Annotated in this window: 21 protein-coding genes; 4 read left to right on the plus strand and 17 right to left on the minus strand. The window is 71.8% G+C overall.

The window, feature by feature from the left end:
• The first annotated feature begins 48 nt into the window (after positions 1-48).
• Positions 49-369, plus strand: a complete 321-nt coding sequence (locus OG556_RS06065) for a tetratricopeptide repeat protein (protein WP_371522589.1) — start codon at positions 49-51, stop codon at positions 367-369.
• A 102-nt stretch (positions 370-471) separates the two neighbouring features.
• On the opposite strand, the gene rpsD is transcribed toward OG556_RS06065, so the two are convergent.
• From rpsD to ppk2, 3 genes are all read right to left on the minus strand, one after another.
• A complete protein-coding gene (rpsD, locus tag OG556_RS06070) occupies positions 472-1086 on the minus strand; it encodes a 30S ribosomal protein S4 (RefSeq protein WP_063346792.1) in 615 nt (204 codons plus the stop codon).
• A 324-nt stretch (positions 1087-1410) separates the two neighbouring features.
• Complete coding sequence (locus OG556_RS06075; RefSeq protein ID WP_371516205.1) at positions 1411-2760, minus strand: replication-associated recombination protein A; 1350 nt, start codon at positions 2758-2760, stop codon at positions 1411-1413.
• A 58-nt stretch (positions 2761-2818) separates the two neighbouring features.
• Positions 2819-3652, minus strand: a complete 834-nt coding sequence (gene ppk2, locus OG556_RS06080; protein ID WP_371516206.1) for a polyphosphate kinase 2 — start codon at positions 3650-3652, stop codon at positions 2819-2821.
• A gap of 209 nt (positions 3653-3861) precedes the next feature.
• On the opposite strand from ppk2, the gene OG556_RS06085 reads away from it, so the two are divergent.
• Complete coding sequence (locus OG556_RS06085) at positions 3862-4848, plus strand: LysR family transcriptional regulator (RefSeq protein WP_371516207.1); 987 nt, start codon at positions 3862-3864, stop codon at positions 4846-4848.
• A 4-nt stretch (positions 4849-4852) separates the two neighbouring features.
• Here OG556_RS06085 and OG556_RS06090 read toward each other — a convergent pair whose 3' ends face one another.
• From OG556_RS06090 to OG556_RS06105, 4 genes are all read right to left on the minus strand, one after another.
• Positions 4853-5362, minus strand: coding sequence for a GNAT family N-acetyltransferase (locus OG556_RS06090; RefSeq protein WP_371516208.1), 510 nt, complete (start codon positions 5360-5362; stop codon positions 4853-4855).
• Positions 5363-5454: 92 nt separating this feature from the next.
• A complete protein-coding gene (gene aspS / locus OG556_RS06095; protein WP_371516209.1) occupies positions 5455-7236 on the minus strand; it encodes an aspartate--tRNA ligase in 1782 nt (593 codons plus the stop codon).
• Entirely contained in the window at positions 7233-8495 is a 1263-nt protein-coding gene (hisS, locus tag OG556_RS06100; protein ID WP_371516210.1) for a histidine--tRNA ligase, read from the minus strand. Before hisS ends, aspS begins: the two co-directional genes overlap by 4 nt.
• Positions 8496-8506: 11 nt before the next feature.
• Complete coding sequence (locus OG556_RS06105; RefSeq protein ID WP_363618252.1) at positions 8507-9214, minus strand: MBL fold metallo-hydrolase; 708 nt, start codon at positions 9212-9214, stop codon at positions 8507-8509.
• 274 nt (positions 9215-9488) lie between these two features.
• Here OG556_RS06105 and OG556_RS06110 point away from each other — a divergent pair, with 274 nt between their 5' ends.
• Positions 9489-10331 carry a peptidylprolyl isomerase gene (locus tag OG556_RS06110; RefSeq protein WP_371516211.1) on the plus strand — a complete coding sequence of 281 codons (843 nt, stop codon included), beginning with the start codon at positions 9489-9491 and terminating at the stop codon, positions 10329-10331.
• 265 nt (positions 10332-10596) lie between these two features.
• Positions 10597-11826 (plus strand): DUF349 domain-containing protein, encoded by a 1230-nt coding sequence (locus OG556_RS06115; protein WP_371516212.1) that lies wholly within the window; start codon positions 10597-10599, stop codon positions 11824-11826.
• A 92-nt stretch (positions 11827-11918) separates the two neighbouring features.
• Here the strand turns inward: OG556_RS06115 and OG556_RS06120 are convergent, their stop codons facing one another.
• From OG556_RS06120 to pdxT, 10 genes are all read right to left on the minus strand, one after another.
• Entirely contained in the window at positions 11919-14369 is a 2451-nt protein-coding gene (locus OG556_RS06120; protein WP_371516213.1) for a bifunctional (p)ppGpp synthetase/guanosine-3',5'-bis(diphosphate) 3'-pyrophosphohydrolase, read from the minus strand.
• Positions 14370-14526: 157 nt separating this feature from the next.
• Positions 14527-15078, minus strand: coding sequence for an adenine phosphoribosyltransferase (locus OG556_RS06125; protein ID WP_371516214.1), 552 nt, complete (start codon positions 15076-15078; stop codon positions 14527-14529).
• 25 nt (positions 15079-15103) lie between these two features.
• Positions 15104-16201, minus strand: coding sequence for a protein translocase subunit SecF (gene secF / locus OG556_RS06130; RefSeq protein WP_371516215.1), 1098 nt, complete (start codon positions 16199-16201; stop codon positions 15104-15106).
• A 4-nt stretch (positions 16202-16205) separates the two neighbouring features.
• Positions 16206-17996, minus strand: coding sequence for a protein translocase subunit SecD (gene secD, locus OG556_RS06135; protein ID WP_371516216.1), 1791 nt, complete (start codon positions 17994-17996; stop codon positions 16206-16208).
• 146 nt (positions 17997-18142) lie between these two features.
• Positions 18143-18550 (minus strand): preprotein translocase subunit YajC, encoded by a 408-nt coding sequence (gene yajC / locus OG556_RS06140; RefSeq protein ID WP_363583076.1) that lies wholly within the window; start codon positions 18548-18550, stop codon positions 18143-18145.
• Positions 18551-18809: 259 nt separating this feature from the next.
• On the minus strand, positions 18810-19886 hold the full coding sequence (gene ruvB, locus OG556_RS06145; RefSeq protein WP_371516217.1) for a Holliday junction branch migration DNA helicase RuvB: 1077 nt from the start codon (positions 19884-19886) through the stop codon (positions 18810-18812).
• 46 nt (positions 19887-19932) lie between these two features.
• Positions 19933-20544 carry a Holliday junction branch migration protein RuvA gene (gene ruvA / locus OG556_RS06150; RefSeq protein WP_371516218.1) on the minus strand — a complete coding sequence of 204 codons (612 nt, stop codon included), beginning with the start codon at positions 20542-20544 and terminating at the stop codon, positions 19933-19935.
• Complete coding sequence (gene ruvC, locus OG556_RS06155) at positions 20541-21083, minus strand: crossover junction endodeoxyribonuclease RuvC (protein ID WP_371516219.1); 543 nt, start codon at positions 21081-21083, stop codon at positions 20541-20543. The genes ruvA and ruvC overlap by 4 nt, the downstream gene beginning before the upstream one ends.
• A 165-nt stretch (positions 21084-21248) precedes the next feature.
• Positions 21249-22007: a YebC/PmpR family DNA-binding transcriptional regulator gene (locus tag OG556_RS06160; RefSeq protein WP_350877883.1), complete on the minus strand. Its 759-nt coding sequence runs from the start codon at positions 22005-22007 to the stop codon at positions 21249-21251.
• A gap of 80 nt (positions 22008-22087) precedes the next feature.
• Positions 22088-22705, minus strand: coding sequence for a pyridoxal 5'-phosphate synthase glutaminase subunit PdxT (gene pdxT, locus OG556_RS06165; protein ID WP_371516220.1), 618 nt, complete (start codon positions 22703-22705; stop codon positions 22088-22090).
• Positions 22706-22735: the final 30 nt, after the last annotated feature.

Consider the following 22735-nt stretch of genomic DNA (forward strand, 5'->3'; position numbering starts at 1 on the left):
GATTGCTTGAGGAGGCAAGGAACCACCCGGAAGGAGCACCCCGTGGCCGTGACCACCGCCGCCGACGAGTACCGCCTCGCGACGTTCCACTTCGAGTCCAAGGCCTACGCCGACGCCGCCCGCATGCTGGAGGGCGTGCTCGCCGAGGAGCCGGCCAACCTCTCGGTCCGGCTGCTGCTGGCCCGCAGCTACTACCACTCCGCCCAACTCGGCCGCGCCGAGGCTGAGTTGCTCCGGATCCTGGACACCGACCCGGCCGAGGACTACGCCCGGCTGATGCTCGGCCGCACCCTGGAGCGCCAGGGCCGCGCCGAGGAGGCCCGCCCGCACCTGCGGCTGGCCGCGGCGATGACCGGCGAGAGCCGGTAGCCACCGGCACCAGGAGTCGCCACCGGAAAAGGGGCGAGCCCCCGCCGCCTCGAAAGGCGACGGGGGCTCGCCGAGGTACCGCGGATGCGGAACCGCGACGGGTCAGCGCGAGTAGTACTCGACCACCAGCTGCTCGTCACAGATCACCGGGACCTCCTTGCGCTGCGGCGCACGGTCCAGGCGGAAGGCCAGGGCCTTCAGGTTGACCTCGAGGTACTTCGGGGTCTGGCCCTCGCCCGCGTAGCCACCCTCACGGGCGACCTGGAACGGGACCTTCTCCTTGCTGCGCTCGCGGACGGTCACCACGAAGCCCGGCTTCATCTGGTACGACGGCTTGTTGACTTTGCCACCGTTGACCTCGATGTGGCCGTGGACGACCATCTGGCGGGCCTGGTAGATGGTGCGGGCAATGCCCGAACGCAGCACCAGCGAGTCCAGACGGGTCTCCAGCTCGGCGACGAGCGCCTCACCGGTCTTGCCCTCGGCCTTCTTCGCGCGGTCGAACGCGCGCGCCATCTGCTTCTCGCTCAGGTCGTACTGGGCGCGCAGACGCTGCTTCTCGAGCAGACGGACCTTGTAGTCCGAGTTCTGCTTGCGACCACGGCCGTGCTGGCCGGGCGGGTACGGGCGGGCCTCGAAGTACTTGACGGACTTCGGGGTCAGCGGCACGCCGAGCGCACGCGCGATCTTGACCTTGGGACGCTTCTGGTTCGCCATGAACCAAACCTTCCTTGCTTACGAATACGGCTTCACCAGGTGTTGACGGAGGTCGCATCTCGCGACCCGGAGACAACCCATCGCCGAGGCGATGCGGTCAGCCGCTCTCCGGAGCCGGGCACAAAAGTGCTGGTCACACGGAACAGCCCGGAAATCCGGGCCGTCCGCGACACCGAAACGGTGCGCGACGCTCCTGGTGCGGGCCTCCCGGAGGAGGCCTACGGCCGATGCCCCGCTGGTGTGGCCGGTCGGTGGGGTATCCCCCGCCGCCGTCCCGGGACGTGGCACTCCGACCGATTGTACCGGGTGCTCGACCGCCCCTTCTCACTCGCCCCTGAGCCGGCCCCGCGTCCACTCCACGACGTCCGCGTAGCGGGCCTCGCCGCCGCGCCGGGTCGGCTGGTAGTAGTCCTTGCCGTGCACCGCGTCCGGCGCGTACTGCTGGGCCGCGATGCCCTCCGGCAGGTCGTGCGGGTACTGGTAGCCCTGGCCGTGGCCGAGCTTGCCCGCGCCGCCGTAGTGCGCGTCCCGCAGGTGCGGCGGCACCGCGCCCACGAGCCCCTGCCGGACGTCCGCCAGCGCCGCGTCGATCGCCAGGTAGGCCGCGTTGGACTTGGGCGCCAGGGCCAGCGCGATCGCCGCCTGGGAGAGGATGATCCGCGCCTCCGGGAAGCCGATCAGGGCCACCGCCTGGGCCGCCGCGACCGCCGTCTGGAGCGCCGTCGGGTCGGCCAGGCCGACGTCCTCGCTGGCCGAGATCATCAGCCGGCGGGCGATGAACCGCGGGTCCTCCCCCGCCTCGATCATCCGGGCCAGGTAGTGCAGGGTGGCGTCCACGTCGCTGCCCCGGATCGACTTGATCAGCGCGCTCGCCACGTCGTAGTGCTGGTCGCCGTCCTTGTCGTAGCGCACCGCCGCCTGGTTGACGGCCGTCTCCGTGGTGGCCAGCGTGATGCTCGCCTCGCCCTTCTCCAGCGCCGCCCCGGCCGCGGCCTCCAGCGTGGTGAGCGCCCGCCGGGCGTCACCGCCGGCGAGGCGCACCAGGTGGTCCTCGGCCTCCGCCGTCAGGTCCAGCGCGCCCCCCAGGCCGCGCTCGTCGGCCACCGCGCGGCGCAGCAGGGCGCGGACGTCCTCGTCGGTCAGCGACTCCAGGGTGAGCAGCAGCGAGCGGGACAGCAGCGGGGAGATCACCGAGAAGTACGGGTTCTCCGTGGTCGCCGCGATCAGGGTGACCCAGCGGTTCTCCACGGCCGGCAGCAGCGAATCCTGCTGGGCCTTGGAGAAGCGGTGGATCTCGTCCAGGAACAGCACCGTCTCCCGGCCGGACATGCCGACCGCCCGCCGGGCGCCGTCGATCACCGCCCGGACCTCCTTGACCCCTGCGGTGATCGCGGACAGCTCGACGAAGCGGCCCTCCACGGCCTGGCTGATCACGTGCGCGAGGGTGGTCTTGCCGGTGCCGGGCGGGCCCCAGAGGATCACCGAGCTGGTCGCCGCCGGCCCGCGCGAGCCCGAGACCAGCCGCCGCAGCGGCGACCCGGGCTTCAGCAGCTGCCGCTGCCCGGCCACCTCGTCCAGGGTGCGCGGACGCATCCGTACGGCCAGCGGCGCCCGGCCGGGCTCCCTGCTCTGGCGTTCCTCGGCGGCGGCGGTGAAGAGGTCCGGTTCGTCCACACCGGAAGCCTATGCGAGGCCGCCGACACACCCGCCGGAGCCGCCGGCCTCATCGCGCTCAGGCGCTGTCCGGCCGGTCGAGGCGGGCCGCGTGGTCCGGGACGTACTTCTGCAGGTCGCGCGGGGGCCGCTGGTAGCCGCGCGGGGCCGGGCGGGGCGGCAGGTCGATCTGCGGGGCGGTGATCTCCCGGTACGGCACGGTGGAGAGCAGGTGGGCGATCATGTTGATCCGGGCCCGCCGCTTGTCGTCGCTCTCCACCACGTGCCAGGGCGAGTCCGGGGTGTCGGTGTAGACGAACATCTCGTCCTTGGCCCGCGAGTAGTCCTCCCAACGGGTGATCGACTCGACGTCCATCGGGGAGAGCTTCCAGCGCTTCATCGGATCCTCCAGCCGGTCCCGGAAGCGCCGTTCCTGCTCGGTGTCGCTCACCGAGAACCAGTACTTGCGCAGCAGGACGCCCTCCTCGATCAGCATCCGCTCGAAGGTCGGGCACTGGTGCAGGAACTGCCAGTACTGCTCGTCCGTGCAGAAGCCCATCACCCGCTCGACGCCGGCCCGGTTGTACCAGCTGCGGTCGAACAGCACGATCTCCCCGGCGGCCGGCAACTGCTCGACGTACCGCTGGAAGTACCACTGGGTCTTCTGCCGCTCGGTCGGGGTCGGCAGCGCCACGACCCGGGCGATGCGCGGGTTCAGGTACTCCGTCACCCGCTTGATCGCGCCGCCCTTGCCGGCGGCGTCGCGCCCCTCGAAGACCACCACCAGCCGGGCGCCCTCGACCCGCACCCACTCCTGGAGCTTCACCAGTTCCTGCTGGAGCCGCAGCAGTTCCCGCTCGTACGGCTTCCTCGCGAGTCGTTCCGGCTTCGCGGTCCGCTGCTCCTCGGCCACCTGGGCTCCTCCGTCCGACTGCTGCTGATGAGCACTCACCGTAGGCGCTGGAGGCCGCCCCCGCAGGTCGGCGGGCGGGCGGGCGGCAGCGGCGGCCCCCTGAACCGCCGCTGCCGCGCTCCCCCGTGCGGTCGGCGCGGACGCCGAACGACCAACCTTGGCCCACACCTGCCGGACGGGTCCAATATCCGGTTCCATAACCTTGGGGCATGGATGTCGACACCCGCCTGCTGCGCAGCTTCGCCGCGGTCTGCGAGGAGGGTCAGCTGACCGCCGCCGCGGCCCGGCTGTTCGTCTCCCAGCCGACGCTCACCAAGCAGATCCGCCAACTGGAATCGCTGCTCGGGGTGGCGCTGTTCGAGCGCTCGCGGCGCGGCATGGCGCCCACCCCGGCCGGGCGGGCGCTGGCGGACTACGCCGGGGCGATGCTGGCCGGCTGGGAGGACGCGCTGCGGGCCACCCGGGCGGCCGCCGCCGAGCAGGGCTCGGTGCTGCGCGTGGGGTTCGAGGGCGGCATCATCAACCTGATGACCCGCAGCACCGTCGCCGACTTCGCCCGGCGGATGCCCGGCTGGCAGGTGGAACTGCGGCAGAACAACTGGTTCGACCCGACCTCGGGCCTGGCCACCGGCGAGATCGACCTGACGCTCTGGCACGGCCCGGCGTGGCTGGTCGAGCACTACAACGTCGCTCTGCTCGGCGAGGAGGCGCGGGTCGTGGCGCTGCCGGCCGGGCACCGGCTGGCCGACCGGGCCGAGCTGTCCGTCGAGGACCTGCTGGACGAGCCGTTCGTGGCGATACCGCACGAGGCGGGGCACTGGCGCGAGTACTGGCTGGCGGGCCGGGAGCGGGGCGGGCGTCCGGTGCGGATCGGCGCGGTGGCGCACAACACCGACGAGTGGCTGACCGCGGTGGTGTGCGGTCAGGGCGTCGGCTTCGCACCGGAGACGATGAGCCGGCTGGCCGTACGGGGTGACGTCGCGTACCGGCCGGTGCGGGGGCTCAGCCCGAGCCTGGTCGGGCTGTACTGGCCGAAGGACCGCGAACTCACGCCGGCGATGGCCGCGTTCGTGCGCAGCTGCCGGGTCACGGTCCCCTTCGGTCGGCTGGGATCGTCGGACGGAACGGAGCCCCGGGTGGGAACGTCGGGTGGGACGGAGCCCCGGGTGGGAACGCGGTCGGTGGATCCGACCTGACGGGCTACACCGCCACGAAGGCCTCGGGGTAGCGGCAGAGCCCGCGCGGAGCGCCGTCGTACGCGGGCAGCGGCAGCGCCTGGAAGTAGGCGTCCGGCACCTCGAACGGCCCGCTGACCTCGTGCCGACCGGCCGCGCTGAAGCCGAACCGCCCGTAGTACTCCGGGTCGCCGAGGACGACCACGAGCTTCTCCCCCGCCTTCTCGGCCGCCGACAGCGCGGCCCGGACGACGAGTTCGCCGACGCCCTTGCGCTGCCACTCGGGCGCGACGGCGACCGGTGCGAGCGCGAGGCCCGCGCCGTCCTCGCCGACCCGCAGCCGGGTCAGCAGCGCGTGCCCGATCACCAGCCCGGTCTCGTCGACCGCGACCAGCGACAGCCCGGGCAGCCAGGCCGGATCGCGGCGCAGCGCGTCGACCAGGTCCGCCTCGTCCGGGCCGGGGAACGCGGCCATGTGGACGCGTCTGGTCGCCGGGGCGTCATCCGGACACTCGACCCTTGTGATCACCTGCATGAGTCAACCCTCCTTGTGTCACACGTCATTGTGGACCGGCCCCGGACGGTGGGTGGACCGTCCGGGGCCGTTGAAGGTTAGCGGATCCGGTGTCAGGCGTCGGACTTCGCGGCGTCCTCGCGCAGCTTCGGCTTGGCGTCCACGCCGGCCTCCCGGCGCTGGGCCGGGGTGATCGGGGTCGGGGCGCCGGTCAGCGGGTCACCGCCGGTGGACGTCTTCGGGAAGGCGATGACGTCGCGGATGGTGTCGTACCCGCCGAGCAGGGTGACGATGCGGTCGAGGCCGAAGGCGACGCCACCGTGCGGCGGCGGGCCGTAGTTGAAGGCGTCCAGCAGGAAGCCGAACTGCGAGGCCGCCTCCTCCTCGGAGAGGCCGATCGCGTCGAACGCCCGCTTCTGCACGTCGCGCTGGTGGATACGGATCGAACCGCCGCCCAGCTCCGAGCCGTTGAGGACCAGGTCGTAGGCGTTGGACAGGGCCGAGCCCGGGTCGGTGTCGAAGGTCGCGAGCGACTCGGCGGTCGGGGCGGTGAACGGGTGGTGCACCGCGTGCCAGCCCTGGAACTCGCCCTTGTCGTCCTCGATCGGCTCGAACATCGGGAAGTCGACGACCCAGAGGAAGGCCCACTGCGACGCGTCGATCAGCTCGCAGCGGCGGCCGATCTCCAGGCGGGCGGCGCCCAGCAGCTCCTGCGAGGGGCGCTGCTTGCCGGCCGCGAAGAAGATCGCGTCGCCGTTCTTGGCGCCCGCGGCGGCGGCCAGGCCGGCCAGGTGCTCCTCGGACAGGTTCTTGGCGACCGGGCCGCGCAGCTCGCCGGTCTCGGCGTCGATGACGACGTAGGCCAGGCCGCGGGCGCCGCGCGCCTTGGCCCAGTCCTGCCAGGCGTCGAGCGCCTTGCGGGGCTGCGAGGCGCCGCCGGGCATCACCACGGCGCCGACGTACGGGGCCTGGAAGACGCGGAACTCGGTGCCCTTGAAGTACGCGGTGAGGTCGGTGAGTTCCTGTCCGAAGCGGACGTCCGGCTTGTCGGAGCCGTAGCGGGCCATGGCGTCCGCGTAGGTCATCCGGGGCAGCGGGTTGGGGAGCTCGTAGCCGTGCACCTCGCGCCAGATCGAGCCGACGATCTTCTCGCCGAGGGCAAGGATGTCCTCCTGGTCGACGAACGAGGCCTCGATGTCGAGCTGGGTGAACTCCGGCTGCCGGTCGGCGCGGAAGTCCTCGTCGCGGAAGCAGCGGGCGATCTGGTAGTAGCGCTCCATGCCGGCCACCATCAGCAGCTGCTTGAACAGCTGGGGCGACTGCGGCAGCGCGTACCAGTGGCCGGGCTGCAGGCGGACCGGGACGAGGAAGTCGCGGGCGCCCTCGGGGGTGGAGCGGGTGAGGTACGGCGTCTCGATGTCGAGGTAGTCGTTCTCCTCCATCACCCGGCGGATGATGTTGTTGACCTTCGAGCGCAGCCGCAGGCCCTTGGCCGGGCCCTCACGGCGCAGGTCCAGGTAGCGGTAGCGCAGCCGGACCTCCTCGTTGACCGTGCCCGGCTCGTACTCGGCGACCGGGAAGGGCAGCGGGGCGGCCTCGGAGAGGACCTCGATCTCGCTGACGACGACCTCGACCGCGCCGGTCGGGATGTCCGGGTTCTCGTTGCCGTCGGGGCGCACCCGGACGTCGCCGACGACCTTGACGCAGTACTCGGCGCGAAGGCCGTGCACCGAGTCGAGGTCGCGGACCACGATCTGCACGGTGCCGGAGGCGTCGCGCAGATCGATGAAGGCGACACCGCCGTGGTCGCGGCGGCGGGCGACCCAGCCGGCCAGGGTGACGGTGGTGCCTGCGTGCTCCGGGCGGAGCGTGCCCGCGTCGTGCGTGCGGATCACAGCTGCTTCTCCTTCAGGGTGGTGACGAGTGCGTCGAGGGCGACGGGGTTCTGCTCGCCGGTGGTCAGGTCCTTGAGCTGGACGACGCCGTCGGCGAGGTCCCGGTCCCCGGCCACGAGGGCGAAGCGGGCGCCGGACCGGTCGGCGGACTTCATGGCGTTCTTGATGCTCTTGACGCCGAAGGCGAGGTCGGTGGCGACGCCGGCCCGGCGCAGCTCGACCACCTTGGCGAACAGGACGTTCTTGGCCTCCTCGCCGAGCGCGACGGCGTACACGGAGGTCGCGGCGGGCAGGTCGAGGACGATGCCCTCGGCCTCCATCGCCAGGAAGGTGCGGTCCACGCCGAGGGCCCAGCCGACGGACGGCAGCGCCGGGCCGCCGATCATCTCGGACAGGCCGTCGTAGCGGCCGCCGCCGCCGATCGCGGACTGGGCGCCGAGGCCGTTGTGCACGAACTCGAAGGTGGTGCGGGTGTAGTAGTCCAGGCCGCGGACCAGCTTCGGGTCGTCGACGAAGGCCACGCCGTTCGCGGTGAGCAGCTCGCGGACCTTCTCGTCGTACGCCTTGCACTCCTCGCACAGGTAGTCGCGCAGCTTGGGCGCGTCGACCAGCTGGGCCTGCACCGACTCGCGCTTGTCGTCCAGGACGCGCAGCGGGTTGATGCCGGCGCGGCGGCGGGTGTCCTCGTCGAGGTCCAGGCCGGCGAGGAACTCGACCAGGGCGGCGCGGTAGACCGGGCGGCACTGCTTGTCGCCGAGGCTGTTGAGCAGCAGCGAGTAGTCGCGCACGCCCAGCGAGCGGAAGGCGTCGTCGGCGAGGATGATCAGCTCGGCGTCCAGGGCCGGGTCCTCGGCCCCGATCGCCTCGGCGCCGACCTGGGAGAACTGGCGGTAGCGGCCCTTCTGGGCGCGCTCGTAGCGGTAGTACGAGCCGGAGTACCAGAGCTTGACCGGCAGGTTGCCCTGCTTGTGCAGGTTGGCCTGGAGGGCGGCGCGCAGCACCGAGGCGGTGCCCTCCGGGCGCAGCGCGAGCTCGTCGCCGCCGCGGGTGGTGAGGTTGTACATCTCCTTGCTGACGATGTCGGTGGACTCGCCGACACCGCGGGAGAAGAGCTTCACGTCCTCGAAGACCGGGGTCTCGACGTAGCCGTAGCCGGCCCGGCGGGCGGGCGCGGCGATGCGCTCGCGGATCGCCAGGAAGGTCGCGGAGCTGGGGGGCAGCAGGTCGTAGGTGCCCTTGGGGGCGGTGAAGGTGCTCAACTTCTCTTCCGTCACATTCCTCGTCGCGGGAAAGCCTGGGCGCCGGCCGCCCCTGCTGCCTGTCGGAGGTAGGGGTTGGTGGCGCGCTCGTGGCCGATGGTGGTCTGTCCGCCGTGGCCGGAGAGGACCACGGTGGTGTCGTCGAGGGGCAGGCACACCCGGGCCAGCGACCGCATGATCGCCTCGCTGTCCCCGCCCGGGAGGTCGGTACGCCCGATGGAGCCGGCGAACAGCAGGTCGCCCGAGAACAGCACCGGGGGGAGGTCCTCGGCACCGGGCGTCCGGAAGGTCACCGACCCCCCGGTATGGCCCGGGGCGTGGTCCACGGTGAGCTGCAGGCCGGCGAGCTCCAGCACGGCGCCGTCGGTGAGCTCGCGCACGTCGTCGGGCTCCCCGACGGTGAGCTCGCCCATCAGCTGGGTGCCCAGGGCGCGGCCGAGGGCCCTCTCCGGGTCGGACATCATGTACCGGTCCTCGGGGTGGATCCAGGCCGGGACGCCGCGGGCGCCGCAGACCGGGACCACCGAGGCCACGTGGTCGATGTGGCCGTGCGTGAGCACCACGGCGACGGGCTTGAGCCCGTGCTCGCGGACCATCTCCTCGACACCGCGTGCCGCCTGGTGGCCGGGATCGACGATGACGCACTCCTCGCCCGCCGCCGGGGCGACCAGGTAGCAGTTGGTGCCCCAGGCTCCAGCGGGGAATCCGGCGATGAACACGCGCGTCCTTCGTGATGCGGTCGGCAGTGGCGGCTACGGTCGCGGCTGCCGGGTCGGATGCAGCCACCAGTCATGCAGCAAACCAGTGAGGTAAAGGCAGCCTACCGGCGGTGCGGGTGCGGTTGCGAACCAGATAGGGGTGGCGCGCGCGGTTCGCACTGACAGGTTCACCGCGTTCTTACAGGCCCGGTCCCTACACTTGGCCGCCGATGGATGCGATGATCCGCTTCGGTACCCATCCACTTTCCCAGCACATCCGTAGGAGACACGGCCGGTGGTCAGCAGCGAACAGCGGCGGCGGCAGCTCGCCCGAGAGAAGTACGAGCGCCAGATGGAGCGGCGGGTCGCCGCGCGGTCCGCGCGCAGGCGCCGCAACACGATCCTGGGCGCCGCGCTCGCCGTCGTGGTGCTGGCCGGCGGCGGTGCGCTGGTCGGCACCGGGGCGTTCAGCTCGGACAAGGACAAGTCGGCTTCGGCCGGCTCCTCCGCCAAGGCCGCGCCGAGCCAGGGCGCCGAGCCGACCACCCCGACCCGCAAGCCGGTCGAGGGCTGCGCCGATCCGGCGCCGGGCGCGCCGAACGGCAAGCAGTGGCAGGCCGAGCCGGCCATGGCGATCGACGCGGGCGGTACGTACACCGCGACGCTGGACACCAACTGCGGCAAGGTGACGCTCGCGCTCGACGCGGCCAAGGCCCCGCACACGGTGAACTCCTTCGTCTTCCTGGCCGGGGAGAAGTACTTCGACCACACCAAGTGCCACCGCCTCACCACCGACGGCATCTTCGTGCTCCAGTGCGGCGACCCGACCGCCAGCGCGACCGTCCCGGGCGGCACCGGCGGCCCCGGTTACAAGTTCGCGGACGAGAACCTGACCGGCGCGACCTACCCGGCGGGCACCGTGGCGATGGCCAACTCCGGCCCCGGCACGAACGGGAGCCAGTTCTTCCTGGTCTACAAGGACACCCAGCTGCCCCCGAACTACACCCCCTTCGGCAAGATCACCGGGGGCCTGGACGCGGTGCAGAAGATCGCCGCCGCGGGCACCCTGGAGGGCGCCCCGGACGGCCACCCGATGGCCGACGTCACCTTCAACTCGGTGACCGCCGCAAAGAGTTGACATCTCCCGGGGCCGCCCGCAAGGGGCGCCCGAAGCGCCTCGGCGCGGCCCCGGCCCGAAATCGCCCGGCCCGGATGCGGACAGCACCGGGGCTGGTCGCCTATGTTGGCGTTGTATCAGGGTGCCCGTACCCGCCTGGCCGTCACCCTCGGCAGCAAGTCACGGCGGACGGGGACGGCGGACTCATCGGTCCGCCGCACATCAACTGTGGACGACGGACGCGCGCCGCCCCGGCGCGGGCGCGACGTCATGTGGAGGACGCGCTATGAGCAGCGACCCGTGGGGCCGTGTCGACGAGCAGGGCACGGTCTACGTCAGGACGGCCGACGGCGAACGCGTCGTGGGTTCCTGGCAGGCCGGCTCGCCCGAGGAGGCCCTCGCCTACTTCGAGCGCAAGTACCAGGGCATCGAGGTGGAGATCGGCCTGCTGGAGAAGCGGGTGCGCACCACCGACCTGGCCGCCAAGGACGCCCAGGCCGCGCTGGACCACCTGCGCGCCCAGGTGACCGAGGGGCACGCCGTCGGTGACCTGGCCGCCCTGGCCAAGCGGCTGGACACGCTCGCCGGCGAGATCGAGAGCCGGCGCGAGGAGCGCAAGGCCGCCCGCGCCAAGGCCCAGGACGAGACCCGCACCGCCAAGGAGGCGCTGGTCTCCGAGGCCGAGCAGCTCGCCGAGTCCACCCAGTGGCGGGAGGCCGGGGACCGGCTGCGCGCCCTGGTGGACACCTGGAAGGGCCTGCCCCGGCTGGACCGCAAGAGCGACGACGAGCTGTGGCACCGCTTCTCGCACGCCCGTTCGGTCTTCTCCAAGCACCGCAAGGCGCACTTCGCGACCCTGGACGCCGAGCGCGAGCAGGCCCGGCAGACCAAGGAGGCGCTGGTCGCCGAGGCCGAGGCGCTGTCCTCGTCCACCGAGTGGGGCGACACCGCGGCCGCCTACCGCGACCTGATGGCGCGCTGGAAGTCCGCCGGCCGGGCCCAGCGGGACATCGAGGACGAGCTGTGGGCGCGGTTCCGCGGCGCGCAGGACGTCTTCTTCCAGGCCCGTTCCGCGGTGTTCAGCGAGCGGGACGCCGAGCAGGTGGCCAACCAGAAGCTCAAGGAGGCGCTGGCCACCGAGGCCGAGGCGATCCTGCCGATCACCGACCTGAAGGCCGCCAAGGCGGCGCTGCGCGAGGTCAACGAGCGCTGGGAGGCGATCGGGCACGTGCCGCGCGACGCCCGTCCGAAGCTGGACGGCCGGCTGAACACGGTCGAGCGGGCCATCCGCGAGGCCGAGGACGCCGAGTGGAAGCGCTCCAACCCGGAGGCCAAGGCGCGCGCCGCCGGCATGGTCGGCCTGTTCGAGGCGAAGGCCGACAAGATCCGGGCCGACCTGGACAAGGCCCGCGCCGCCGGCAACGCCGGCCGGATCGCCAAGCTGGAGAACGAGCTGGCCGGCGTGCAGACCCTGCTGGAGCAGGCGCACCGGAGCCAGGAGGAGTTCAGCGGCTGATCCGCCGAACGCACGAGAGAGGGCCCCGGGATCTCCCGGGGCCCTCTCTCGTGCTCTCTCGTGCCCGGGGCGCCGCCTCGGCGCGCCGGGCGCTACTTGCGGGCCGAGGTGACGCGGTAGACGTCGTAGACGCCCTCGACGCCGCGCACGGCCTTGAGCACGTGGCCGAGGTGCTTCGGGTCGCCCATCTCGAAGGTGAAGCGGCTCATCGCGACCCGGTCGCGGGAGGTCTGCACCGCCGCCGACAGGATGTTGACGTGCTGGTCGGAGAGCACCCGGGTGACGTCCGAGAGCAGCCGGGAGCGGTCCAGCGCCTCGACCTGGATGGCCACCAGGAACACCGAGGACTGGGTGGCGGCCCACTCGACGTCGATCATCCGCTCGGGCTGCTGGCTCAGCGACTCGACGTTGACGCAGTCGGCGCGGTGCACCGAGACGCCGTTGCCGCGGGTCACGAAGCCGACGATCGGGTCGCCCGGCACCGGGGTGCAGCAGCGGGACAGCTTGACCCAGACGTCCTCGACGCCCTTGACGATCACGCCCGGGTCTCCCTTGGCCCGGCGTCGCACCGCCCGGCGGTTGTCGTGCGTCGGGGTCGCGGTCTCGGCGAGGTCCTCGGTGGCGCCCTCCTCGCCGCCGAGCGCCTGGACCAGCTTCTGCACGATGTTCTGCGCGGTGACGTGGCCCTCGCCGATCGCGGCGTAGAGCGAGGAGATGTCGGGGTAGCGCATCTCGTGGGCCAGGGTGACCAGCGAGTCGCCGGTCAGGATCCGCTGGATCGGCAGGCCCTGCTTGCGCATCGCCCGGACGATCGCCTCCTTGCCGTGCTCGATCGCCTCCTCGCGGCGCTCCTTGGAGAACCAGGCGCGGATCTTGTTGCGGGCGCGCGGCGACTTGACGAAGCCCAGCCAGTCCCGGGACGGGCCGGCGTTCTCCGCCTTGGAGGTGAAGACCTCGACGGCGTCGCCGTTCTCCAGCGTCGACTCCAGCGGCACCAGCCGCCCGTTGACCCGGGCCCCTATCGTCCGGTAGCCCACCTCGGTGTGCACCGCGAAGGCGAAGTCGACCGGGGTCGCGCCGGCCGGCAGGGCTATCACGTCGCCCTTGGGCGTGAAGACGAACACCTCGTTGCTGGCCAGGTCGAAGCGCAGCGACTCCAGGAACTCGCCCGGGTCGGCGGTCTCCTTCTGCCAGTCCAGCAGCTGCCGCAGCCAGGCCATCTCGTTGACGGCGCCGGCCTTGTCGTCCTTGCGGACCTGGGTCGGGGTGTCGGTGCGGACCTTGGACGCGCCGGCCACCGCGCGCTGCTTGTACTTCCAGTGCGCGGCGATGCCGTACTCGGCCCGGCGGTGCATGTCGAAGGTGCGGATCTGGAGCTCGACGGGCTTGCCGCCGGGGCCGATCACCGTCGTGTGCAGCGACTGGTACATGTTGAACTTGGGCATCGCGATGTAGTCCTTGAACCGCCCCGGCACCGGGTTCCACCGCGCGTGGATGGTGCCCAGCGCCGCGTAGCAGTCGCGGACGGTGTCGACCAGGACCCGGATGCCCACCAGGTCGTAGATCTCGGCGAAGTCCCGGCCCCGGACGATCATCTTCTGGTAGACCGAGTAGTAGTGCTTCGGCCGGCCGGTGACGGAGGCGGTGATCCGGGCGCCGCGCAGGTCCCCCTGGACCTGGTCGATGACGGTCGCCAGGTACTCGTCCCGCTTGGGGGCGCGCTCGGCGACCAGCCGGACGATCTCGTCGTACATCTTGGGGTAGAGGATCGCGAAGGCGAGGTCCTCCAGCTCCCACTTGATGGTGTTCATGCCCAGCCGGTGCGCCAGCGGGGCGTAGATCTCCAGCGTCTCGCGGGCCTTCTTCTCCTGCTTCTCCCGCTTGAGGTAGCGCATCGTGCGCATGTTGTGCAGGCGGTCGGCCAGCTTGATCACCAGGACCCGCGGGTCCTTGGCCATCGCGACGACCATCTTGCGGACGGTCTCGGCCTGCGCGGCCTCGCCGAACTTGACCCGGTCCAGCTTGGTGACGCCGTCCACCAGCAGCGCCACCGAGTCGCCGAAGTCCTTGCGCAAGGTCTCCAGGCCGTAGTCGGTGTCCTCGACGGTGTCGTGCAGCAGCCCGGCCATCAGGGTCGGGGCGTCCATCCCCAGCTCGGCCAGGATGGTGGCCACCGCCAGCGGGTGGGTGATGTACGGGTCGCCGCTCTTGCGCTTCTGCCCGCGGTGCCACTTCTCGGCGACGGCGTAGGCCCGCTCGATGTCCCGCAGCAGCGCCGGGTCGGCCTTCGGGTCGTTCGCCCGGATCGACCGGAACAGCGGCTCCAGCACGGGGTTGAGCACGCTGGAGCGCTGGCCGCCGAGGCGGGCCAGGCGGGCGCGCATGCCACCCGAGGAGGAGCCGCGCCCGGTGGGGCCGGTCGGTCGCGAGGAGGTCGGCGCCGGGCGTGCCGGGGTGGCCCCCGAGGGCGTGGGACGGTTGTCGGGGGCGGCCGCTTCGGCCGTGGGCACAACCTCGTCGGGCAAGGACTCTCCTCGGGGCACCGGGGCCGACCCCTGCCGCGGCCCGTACGGTCGGGCGCAACCGGGAGGGGGTGAATCTTCATGGTACCGAGCCGGGCGCCCGGGCGTTCATCCACCCGGGCCGGAAACGGAAGGGCGGCGGTCGGATGATCCGACCGCCGCCCTTCGTTCAGGTCCCTCAGACCGTGACCAGCGTCTCCAGCGGGGCGCCGTTCAGGTGCCCGGCCAGCCGGTCCCGGCCGTCCAGGAAGCCCAGCTCCATCAGCACCACGACGCCCACCAGCTCGGCGCCGGCCTCCTTCACCAGGTCCAGCGAGGCACCGATGGTGCCACCGGTGGCCAGCACGTCGTCCACCACCAGCACCCGCTCACCGGGCGCGAAGGCGTCGCACTGCACCTCCAGCGTCGCCGAGCCGTACTCCAGCTCGTACGAGCGCCGGAACACCTCGCCGGGCAGCTTGCCCTGCTTGCGGATCGGCACGAAGCCGAGCCCGGCCGCGAAGGCCGCCGGAGCCGCCAGCACGAAGCCGCGCGCCTCCAGGCCCACCACCTTGGTCGCCCCGAGCTCCCGCGCCCGGTCCGCCAGCGCCCTGGTGAGGGCGCCGAAGGCCTCGGCGTCGGCCAGCAGCGGCGCGATGTCCTTGAACAGCACACCCGGCTTCGGGTAGTCCGGGACGTCCCGGATCCGGCTGTTCAACAGCTCGGCCAGTGCGGTGTCGGCGGTGGTCACGGCGTGTCCTTACGATCGGGTCGGTTCAGCGCTTGGTGGACGGACGGCCCTTGGCACGCGTGGTGCCGGCCGCCCGGCCGCGCTGACCGACCATACCCGCAGGCAGGTCCTCGTCCGCGATCTCCTCGTCCGCCGGCACCTCGTCGGCGGCCTTGGCAGCGGCCGCGGCCCGGTGCTGCAGGACCCGCTTGCGCAGCGCCTTCATCTCCGGCTGCTCCTCCTTGAGCTGCGCCAGCAGCGGGGTGGCGACGCAGATCGACGAGTAGGCACCGGCCGCGAGGCCGATGAACAGCGCCAGCGAGATGTCGTTCAGCGTGCCGGCGCCCAGGATGCCGCCACCGATGAACAGCAGCGCGGCGACCGGGAGCAGGGCGACCACGGTGGTGTTGAGCGAACGCACCAGGGTCTGGTTGAGGCCCGCGTTGGCCGCCTCGCTGTAGGTGCGCTTGTTCTGCTTGGTGAGGTCCTTGGTGTTCTCCTTCACGGTGTCGAAGACGACGACCGTGTCGTAGAGCGAGTACCCGAGGATGGTCAGGAAGCCGATCACCGTACCCGGGGTGACCTCGAAGCCCACCAGGGCGTACACGCCGATGGTGATCAGGAGGTCGTGGATGAGGGCGACCAGGGCGGCCACCGCCATCCGCCACTCGAAGGCGATCGCCAGGTAGACCGTCACCAGGACCATGAAGATGATCAGACCGGTGAGTGCCTTCGAGGAGATCTGCTTGCCCCAGCTGGGGCCGATCACCTGGGCCTCGACGGTGTCCAGCGGAACGCCCAGCTTCTCGGAGAGCTGAGCGCGGATCTCGTCCGAGCTCTTCGGCTCCTCGGTGCTGACCTGGATGCGGATCTTGCCGTTGTCGGTCGACTGCACCAGCGGGTGCGAGGAGACGATCTGGTTGGACGTCTCCTGCGCCTGCGAGACGGTCAGCCCCGGCTTGGCCACGGTGTAGACCGAGCCGCCCTTGAACTCGATGCCCAGGTGCAGGCCCATCGCCAGACCGATCGCCGCGATCAGCACGATCACGCCGGAGATGGAGTACCAGAGCTTGCGGCGCCCGACGAAGTCGAAGCTGACCTCGCCCTGGTAGAGCCGGTGTCCCAGATTGGAGAAGCGTGACACGGTGTCAGGCCTCCTTCACGGCGGCAGAGGAGGGGCTACGACGACGGCTGCTGCGCAGCGGCGGGCGGGCGCCCAGCCGCTTCGGGTCCAGGCCGGACCACGGGTGACCGTTGGCGAAGAACTTGCGCCGGGCCAGCAGCGTGATCACCGGCTTGGTGAAGAGGAAGATCACCACGACGTCCAGCGCGGTGGTCAGCCCCAGGGTGAACGCGAAGCCCTGGACCTTGCCGACCGAGACCACGTAGAGCACGGCGGCACAGAGGAAGGACACGAAGTCCGAGACCAGGATGGTGCGCCGGGCGCGCGGCCAGGCCCGCTGGACCGCCGGGCGCAGCGGGGCGCCCTCGCGGACCTCGTCGCGGATGCGCTCGAAGTAGACGATGAAGGAGTCGGCGGTGATGCCGATCGCGACGATCGCACCGCAGACCGCGGGCAGGTTCAGCGCGAAGCCGATCCCCGCGCCGAGCAGGCTCATGATCGAGTAGGTCAGGGCCGCCGAGACGAGCAGACCGGCGATCGAGACCAGGCCGAGGCCGCGGTAGTAGACCAGCGAGTAGAGCACGACCAGCAGCATGCCGATCGCGCCGGCGATCAGACCGGCCTCGAGCTGGTCGCTGCCGAGCGCCGGGGAGACGGTGGTGATGTCGCTCTTGCTGAACTCCAGCGGCAGGGCGCCGTAGCCCAGCACGTTGGACAGGTCCTGCGCCTCGGTCTGGCTGAAGCGGCCGGTGATCACGGCGCTGCCGCCGGGGATCACGTTCTTGACCTCGGGGTGCGAGACGACCTGGTTGTCCAGCACGATCGCGAACTGGTTGTTCGGCGGGGTCTGGGTGGCGAGCTGGCCGGTGACCTTGGTGAAGGCGTCGGTGCCGGCGCCGTTGAACTGCAGCTGGACCTGCCAGCCGGCACCCGTCTGGGTGTCGAGGCTCGGCTGGGCCTTGGAGACGTCCGAGCCCTTCACGGCGACGGGGCCGAGGGCGAGCTTCTCGTAGTAGCCGTTCTCGGGCTTCTGCGAGCAGGCGACGACGGCCTTGTCCTCGGCGCCGGTCTGGGCCGCGCGGACCTCGGGCTTGGTGCAGTCGAGGGCGGTGAAGGCCGCGGCCAGCTCCGGCGGCACGGTGCCCTGGGTCATCGCGGCGCTGACGTCCGCGGCGCTGGGCGGGGTGGCGGGCGCGGACGGCGTGGTCGCGGCGCTCGGGGCGGTGCTCGCGCCCGTGGCGGCGGCGCTCGGGCTGGCGTCGGCGGCCAGCGCCTCACCGGCCGGGCGGCCCTGCTTGGTGCCGCTCGCGCTGGGCGTGCCGGACGCGCTCGCGCCGGGCGAGGCGGTGGACCCGGCGGACTGGGCCGCGCTCGGGGTGCCGGTGGCCGAGGGGGAGCTGGTGGGCGCCGGCGGCGTGAAGCCGCTGGGCGCCACCGCGAGGACCGGGCGGAAGAACAGCTTGGCGGTGGTACCCACCTGGTCCGCCGCGTTCTGCTGGTTGCCGCCCTTGGGGATGTTCACGATGATCGTGTTGTCGCCCTGGGTCTGCACCTCCGCCTCGGAGACACCCATGCCGTTGACGCGGCGCTCGATGATCCCGGTGGCGATGTCCATGTTGGACTTGCTGATCGCCTTGGGGTCTGTCGACTTCGCGGTCAGCGTGATGCTGGTGCCACCGGCGAGGTCGATTCCGAGCCGGGGCTTGGTGTGGCCCGTCCCGAACATGAGGGCGACCAGTCCGACGGTGACGACCAGGATGAGGGCCAGCGCCCGCCCTGGGTAGCCGTCGCGCGGGCGCGACTTGGGTGTTGCCACCTTGCTCGTTTCTCCCTGTCCATGCCACTCCCCCAACCGGACCCCCGTCCGGCTTGTGGCGGGACGGGGGCATGGCGGTTCTGCGGCCCTGAGGTCCTGTGGGCTCGCGGCACTGGGCCGCGCGGCCGGGCTGGTGCCCGACCGTACTACTTGCTCGCGGGAGCCCCGCCCTCGACGTCGCCCTTGGCGCCGCCGTCCTTGGTGAGCGTCAGCGGCTTGTCCTCGACCGGCTCGGCGTCGGCGTCCTCGGCCTCCGGCTCGGCCAGCTCGTCATCGGCGGGGCGACCGTTGATGATCGCGTCGTACTCCTGGGGGTCCAGGACAGCGGCGATCGCGCTCTTGGTGAAGTGGGTGACCACGCCGGGCGCGATCTCCAGCTCGATGGTCTCCTCGTTGACCGCCTTCACCTGGGCGTACAGGCCGCCGATGGTGCGCACCCCCGCCCCTGGCTCCAGCGAGGTCTGCATCTGCTGCATCTGCGACTGGCGCTTCTTCTGCGACCGGAACATGAGCACGATCGCGATGATCGGGAGGAGAAGGATGATGAAGTTCACTGCAGCCAGGGTCCTTTACGGGCCGCCGACCGGCGGCCTGTGTGGTATTGGTCGGCCCGTCAGGTGAGCGGGGCGGTCCGGCGGAGTCTAGGCGACCCCGAACTGATCGGACAACGCCAAGCATCGCATCCTGCCGCCGAAAGTGGCGACCCTCCGCCTGCACAGTTTCCCCGGACTTCGCCCCCGGCTCGCACGCGGGCCGCTCACCGGGGTGGCGCATCGGACGCCTCCCGGGACCCGTCGGGCGGCGATCACCCGTTCAGCCCTCGTCGGCCCGGAGGAGTTCGGATTGCACGGGCACGGCGCCCCGGCCGGTCTGGACCGGCGGGGTCAGCCCGAGGTGCTGCCAGGCCGCCGCCGTGGCGATCCGGCCGCGCGGGGTCCGGGCGAGCAGGCCCTCGCGGACCAGGAAGGGCTCCGCCACCTCCTCGACCGTCTCGGACTCCTCCCCCACCGCGACCGCGAGAGTCGACAAACCGACCGGTCCGCCGCCGAACAGCCGCAGCAGCGCGGTCAGCACCGCGCGGTCCAGCCGGTCCAGACCGCGGGCGTCCACCTCGTAGACGTCCAGCGCCCGGGCGGCGATCTCCGCGGTGACCTGACCGTCGTGCCGCACCTGCGCGAAGTCGCGGACCCGGCGCAGTAGCCGGTTGGCGATGCGCGGCGTCCCCCGCGAGCGGCCGGCGATCTCGGCGGCGCCGGCCGGGTCGATCTCCACGTCCAGCAGGGTGGCCGAGCGGCGCACCACCCGTTCGAGCTCGGCCGGGGCGTAGAACTCCATGTGCCCGGTGAAGCCGAAGCGGTCGCGCAGCGGGGGCGGCAGCAGGCCGGCCCGGGTGGTGGCGCCGACCAGGGTGAAGGGCGGCAGTTCCAGCGGGATGGCGGTGGCGCCCGGGCCCTTGCCGACGATCACGTCGACCCGGAAGTCCTCCATCGCCATGTAGAGCATCTCCTCGGCCGGCCGGGACATCCGGTGGATCTCGTCGAGGAAGAGCACCTCGCCCTCGGCGAGCGAGGAGAGGATCGCCGCGAGGTCCCCCGCGTGCTGGATCGCCGGACCGGAGGTGATCCGGATCGGGGCGCCCAGCTCGGCGGCGATGATCATGGACAGGGTCGTCTTGCCCAGCCCGGGCGGCCCGCTGAGCAGCACGTGGTCGGGCGCGCTGCCGCGCTTGCGGGCCGCCTGGAGCACCAGGGACAGCTGCTCGCGCACCCGCTCCTGACCGATGAACTCGTCCAGCAGCTTGGGGCGCAGCGCCGCCTCGACCGCCTGGTCCTCCCCGTCGGCGGCGGCCGTCACCAGCCGGTCGCCCGGGTCCGAGTCGTACGGACTCATCAGCACATGCTCCAAAGTCGACAAGAGGACAGATCGCCAGATGGCTTTAGCGGGATCGGTTGAGGCCGCGCAGGGCGAGCCGGAGCAGTGCGCCGACGTCCGGCGTCTGCTGGGCCTCCGCCTCGGGGGTGACGGCCACGACCGCCTCGTCCGCCTCGCGCGGAGCGTAGCCGAGACCGGTCAGCGCCGAGTGCAGCTGCTCGCCCCAGGGGGCCGGACCGCTCGCGATCGGCTTCTGCGCCGGCACCGCGCCGTGCGGGGCTCCCAGCTTGTCCTTGTACTCCAGCAGCAGCTTGGCGGCCTTCGCCTTCCCGATGCCGGGCACGGCCACCAGCGCCTTCTCGTCGCCGCCGGCCACCGCGGCCCGCAGCGCGTCGGGGCTGTGCACCCCGAGGATCGCCTGCGCCAGCTTCGGGCCGACGCCCGGCGCGGCCTGGAGGATCTCGAAGACGGCGCGCTCGTCGTCGTCCGCGAAGCCGAACAGGGTCAGCGAGTCCTCCCGGACCACCAGCGAGGTCGCGAGCCGGGCGGGCTCACCCAGCCGGAGCCCGGCCAGCGTGTTCGGCGTGCACTGCACGGCCATGCCGACCCCGCCGACCTCGACCACGGCCAGTCCGGAGGAGATGGCCGCCACGGGCCCTTGCACGAAGGCGATCACCGGCTGCTTCCTTTCAGGGGGGTGGCGCGGGCCGCCCGTACCGCGGCCTCCAGGCGGTTGACCGCCCCGCCGCGCCAGATGTGGCAGATGGCCAGCGCCAGCGCGTCGGCGGCGTCGGCGGGCTTGGGCGGGGCGTCCAGCCGCAGCAGGCGCTGCACCATGGCCGTGACCTGCGCCTTGTCGGCCCGGCCGGAGCCGGTGACGGCGGCCTTGACCTCGCTCGGGGTGTGCAGGGTGACCGGGATGCCCCGCCGGGTGGCGCAGAGCATCGCGACCGCGCTGGCCTGGGCGGTGCCCATCACCGTCCGGACGTTGTGCTGGGCGAACACCCGCTCGACGGCGACCAGCTCGGGCTGGTGCTCGTCGAGCCAGGCCTCCATGCCCTGCTCCACCAGCAGCAGCCGCCGCCCGATCTCGTCCTCGGCGGGGGTGCGTATGACACCGACCCCGAGCATCCGCAGCGGCCGCCCCGGCGCACCCTCGACCACGCCGATCCCGCACCTGGTCAGCCCCGGGTCCACGCCCAGTACCCGTACCACAGCCCCGCCTCTCGTTGGTCGCCGCCCGCCTCCGGGCGCACCGGCCCGGGCAGGCCCTCCGGCCCACGGCGGGCGACCTGCGAAGGCTACCGTCCGGGTCCGACAGCGCCCGCAAAGACACCGGCCCGGCGGTCGGGAGACCGCCGGGCCGGGGAGTGAGAACGATCACTCGGCGTCGAGCTGCGCACCGACCTCGTCGGAGATGTCGAAGTTGGCGAAGACGTTCTGCACGTCGTCGCTGTCCTCCAGCACGTCGATCAGCTTGAGGATCTTGCGGGCGCCGTCGACGTCCAGCTCGACCTGCATGCTCGGGAGGAAGTTGGCCTCGGCCGAGTCGTAGTCGACGCCGGCGTCCACCAGCGCGGTGCGCACGGCGACCATCTTGGCGGCCTCGGAGACGATCTCGAACGCGTCGCCGAGGTCGTTGATCTCCTCGGGCTCCTGGTCGAGGACGACCTCGAAGAGCTTGTCCTCGTCCACGCCGTCAGCCTTGGGGACGATCACGACGCCCTTGCGGGTGAACAGGTACGACACCGAGCCCGGGTCGGCCATCGAGCCGCCGTTGCGGGTCATCGCGACGCGCACGTCGGAGGCGGCGCGGTTGCGGTTGTCGGTGAGGCACTCGATCAGGACGGCGACGCCGTTCGGGCCGTAGCCCTCGTACATGATGGTCTGGTAGTCGGCGCCGCCGGCCTCCAGGCCGCCACCGCGCTTGACGGCGCGGTTGATGTTGTCGATCGGGACCGAGCTCTTCTTCGCCTTCTGGATGGCGTCGTAGAGGGTCGGGTTGCCGGCCGGGTCGGGACCGCCGGTGCGCGCCGCCACCTCGATGTTCTTGATCATCTTGGCGAAGAGCTTGCCGCGCTTGGCGTCGATCACGGCCTTCTTGTGCTTGGTGGTAGCCCACTTAGAGTGGCCGGACATTCGCCAGCTCCTTTACGTCGCCAAAGGGAAATGAAACAGATGAGATCTTACCGGTGTCGTCACCGGAAAGGCGCACACGGTCAGCGCCGCCCCAGGTGCTCCTCGACCATCGCGACGAAGTAGGCGTGCACGCGGTGGTCGCCGGTGAGCTCCGGGTGGAAGGAGGTCGCCAGCAGGTTGCCCTGGCGCACGGCCACGATCCGGCTCTCCGGACCGTCCGCGGCGGGCAGCTCGGCCAGCACCTCGACACCCGCGCCGACGCCCTCGACCCAGGGGGCCCGGATGAAGACGCCGTGCACCGGCGCGTCGCCCAGGCCAGCGAAGGCGACACCGGACTCGAACGACTCGTTCTGGCGGCCGAAGGCGTTGCGGCGCACGGTCATGTCGATGCCGCCGACGGTCTCCTGGTCGTCCCGGCCGTCCAGGATCTTGTCGGCCAGCATGATCATTCCCGCGCAGGTGCCGTACACCGGCATCCCGGCGGCGACCCGCTCGCGCAGCGGGTCCATCACGCCGAACAGCAGCGCCAGCTTGGACATGGTGGTGGACTCCCCGCCGGGGATCACCAGCGCGTCGACCTCGGCCAGCTCCTCGGCACGGCGCACCGGGCGGGCGAGCGCGTCGGCCTCGGCCAGCGCGACCAGGTGCTCGCGGACGTCACCCTGGAGGGCGAGGACGCCGATGACTGGAGTGCTCACGGTCTTCAACCTCGTTAGATCGTTCTACGG

The sequence above is a fragment of the Kitasatospora sp. NBC_01300 genome (assembly GCF_041435235.1).
Classification (GTDB): domain Bacteria; phylum Actinomycetota; class Actinomycetes; order Streptomycetales; family Streptomycetaceae; genus Kitasatospora.

What these genes read in the sequence shown, in the direction of transcription:
- OG556_RS06090 (WP_371516208.1), bottom strand. Translation starts at nt 5,362, where the DNA reads ATGCAGGTGATCACAAGGGTCGAGTGTCCGGATGACGCCCCGGCGACC.
- ruvB (WP_371516217.1), bottom strand. Translation starts at nt 19,886, where the DNA reads ATGAGTCCGTACGACTCGGACCCGGGCGACCGGCTGGTGACGGCCGCC.
- OG556_RS06160 (WP_350877883.1), bottom strand. Translation starts at nt 22,007, where the DNA reads ATGTCCGGCCACTCTAAGTGGGCTACCACCAAGCACAAGAAGGCCGTG.
- OG556_RS06085 (WP_371516207.1), top strand. Translation starts at nt 3,862, where the DNA reads ATGGATGTCGACACCCGCCTGCTGCGCAGCTTCGCCGCGGTCTGCGAG.
- OG556_RS06115 (WP_371516212.1), top strand. Translation starts at nt 10,597, where the DNA reads ATGAGCAGCGACCCGTGGGGCCGTGTCGACGAGCAGGGCACGGTCTAC.
- rpsD (WP_063346792.1), bottom strand. Translation starts at nt 1,086, where the DNA reads ATGGCGAACCAGAAGCGTCCCAAGGTCAAGATCGCGCGTGCGCTCGGC.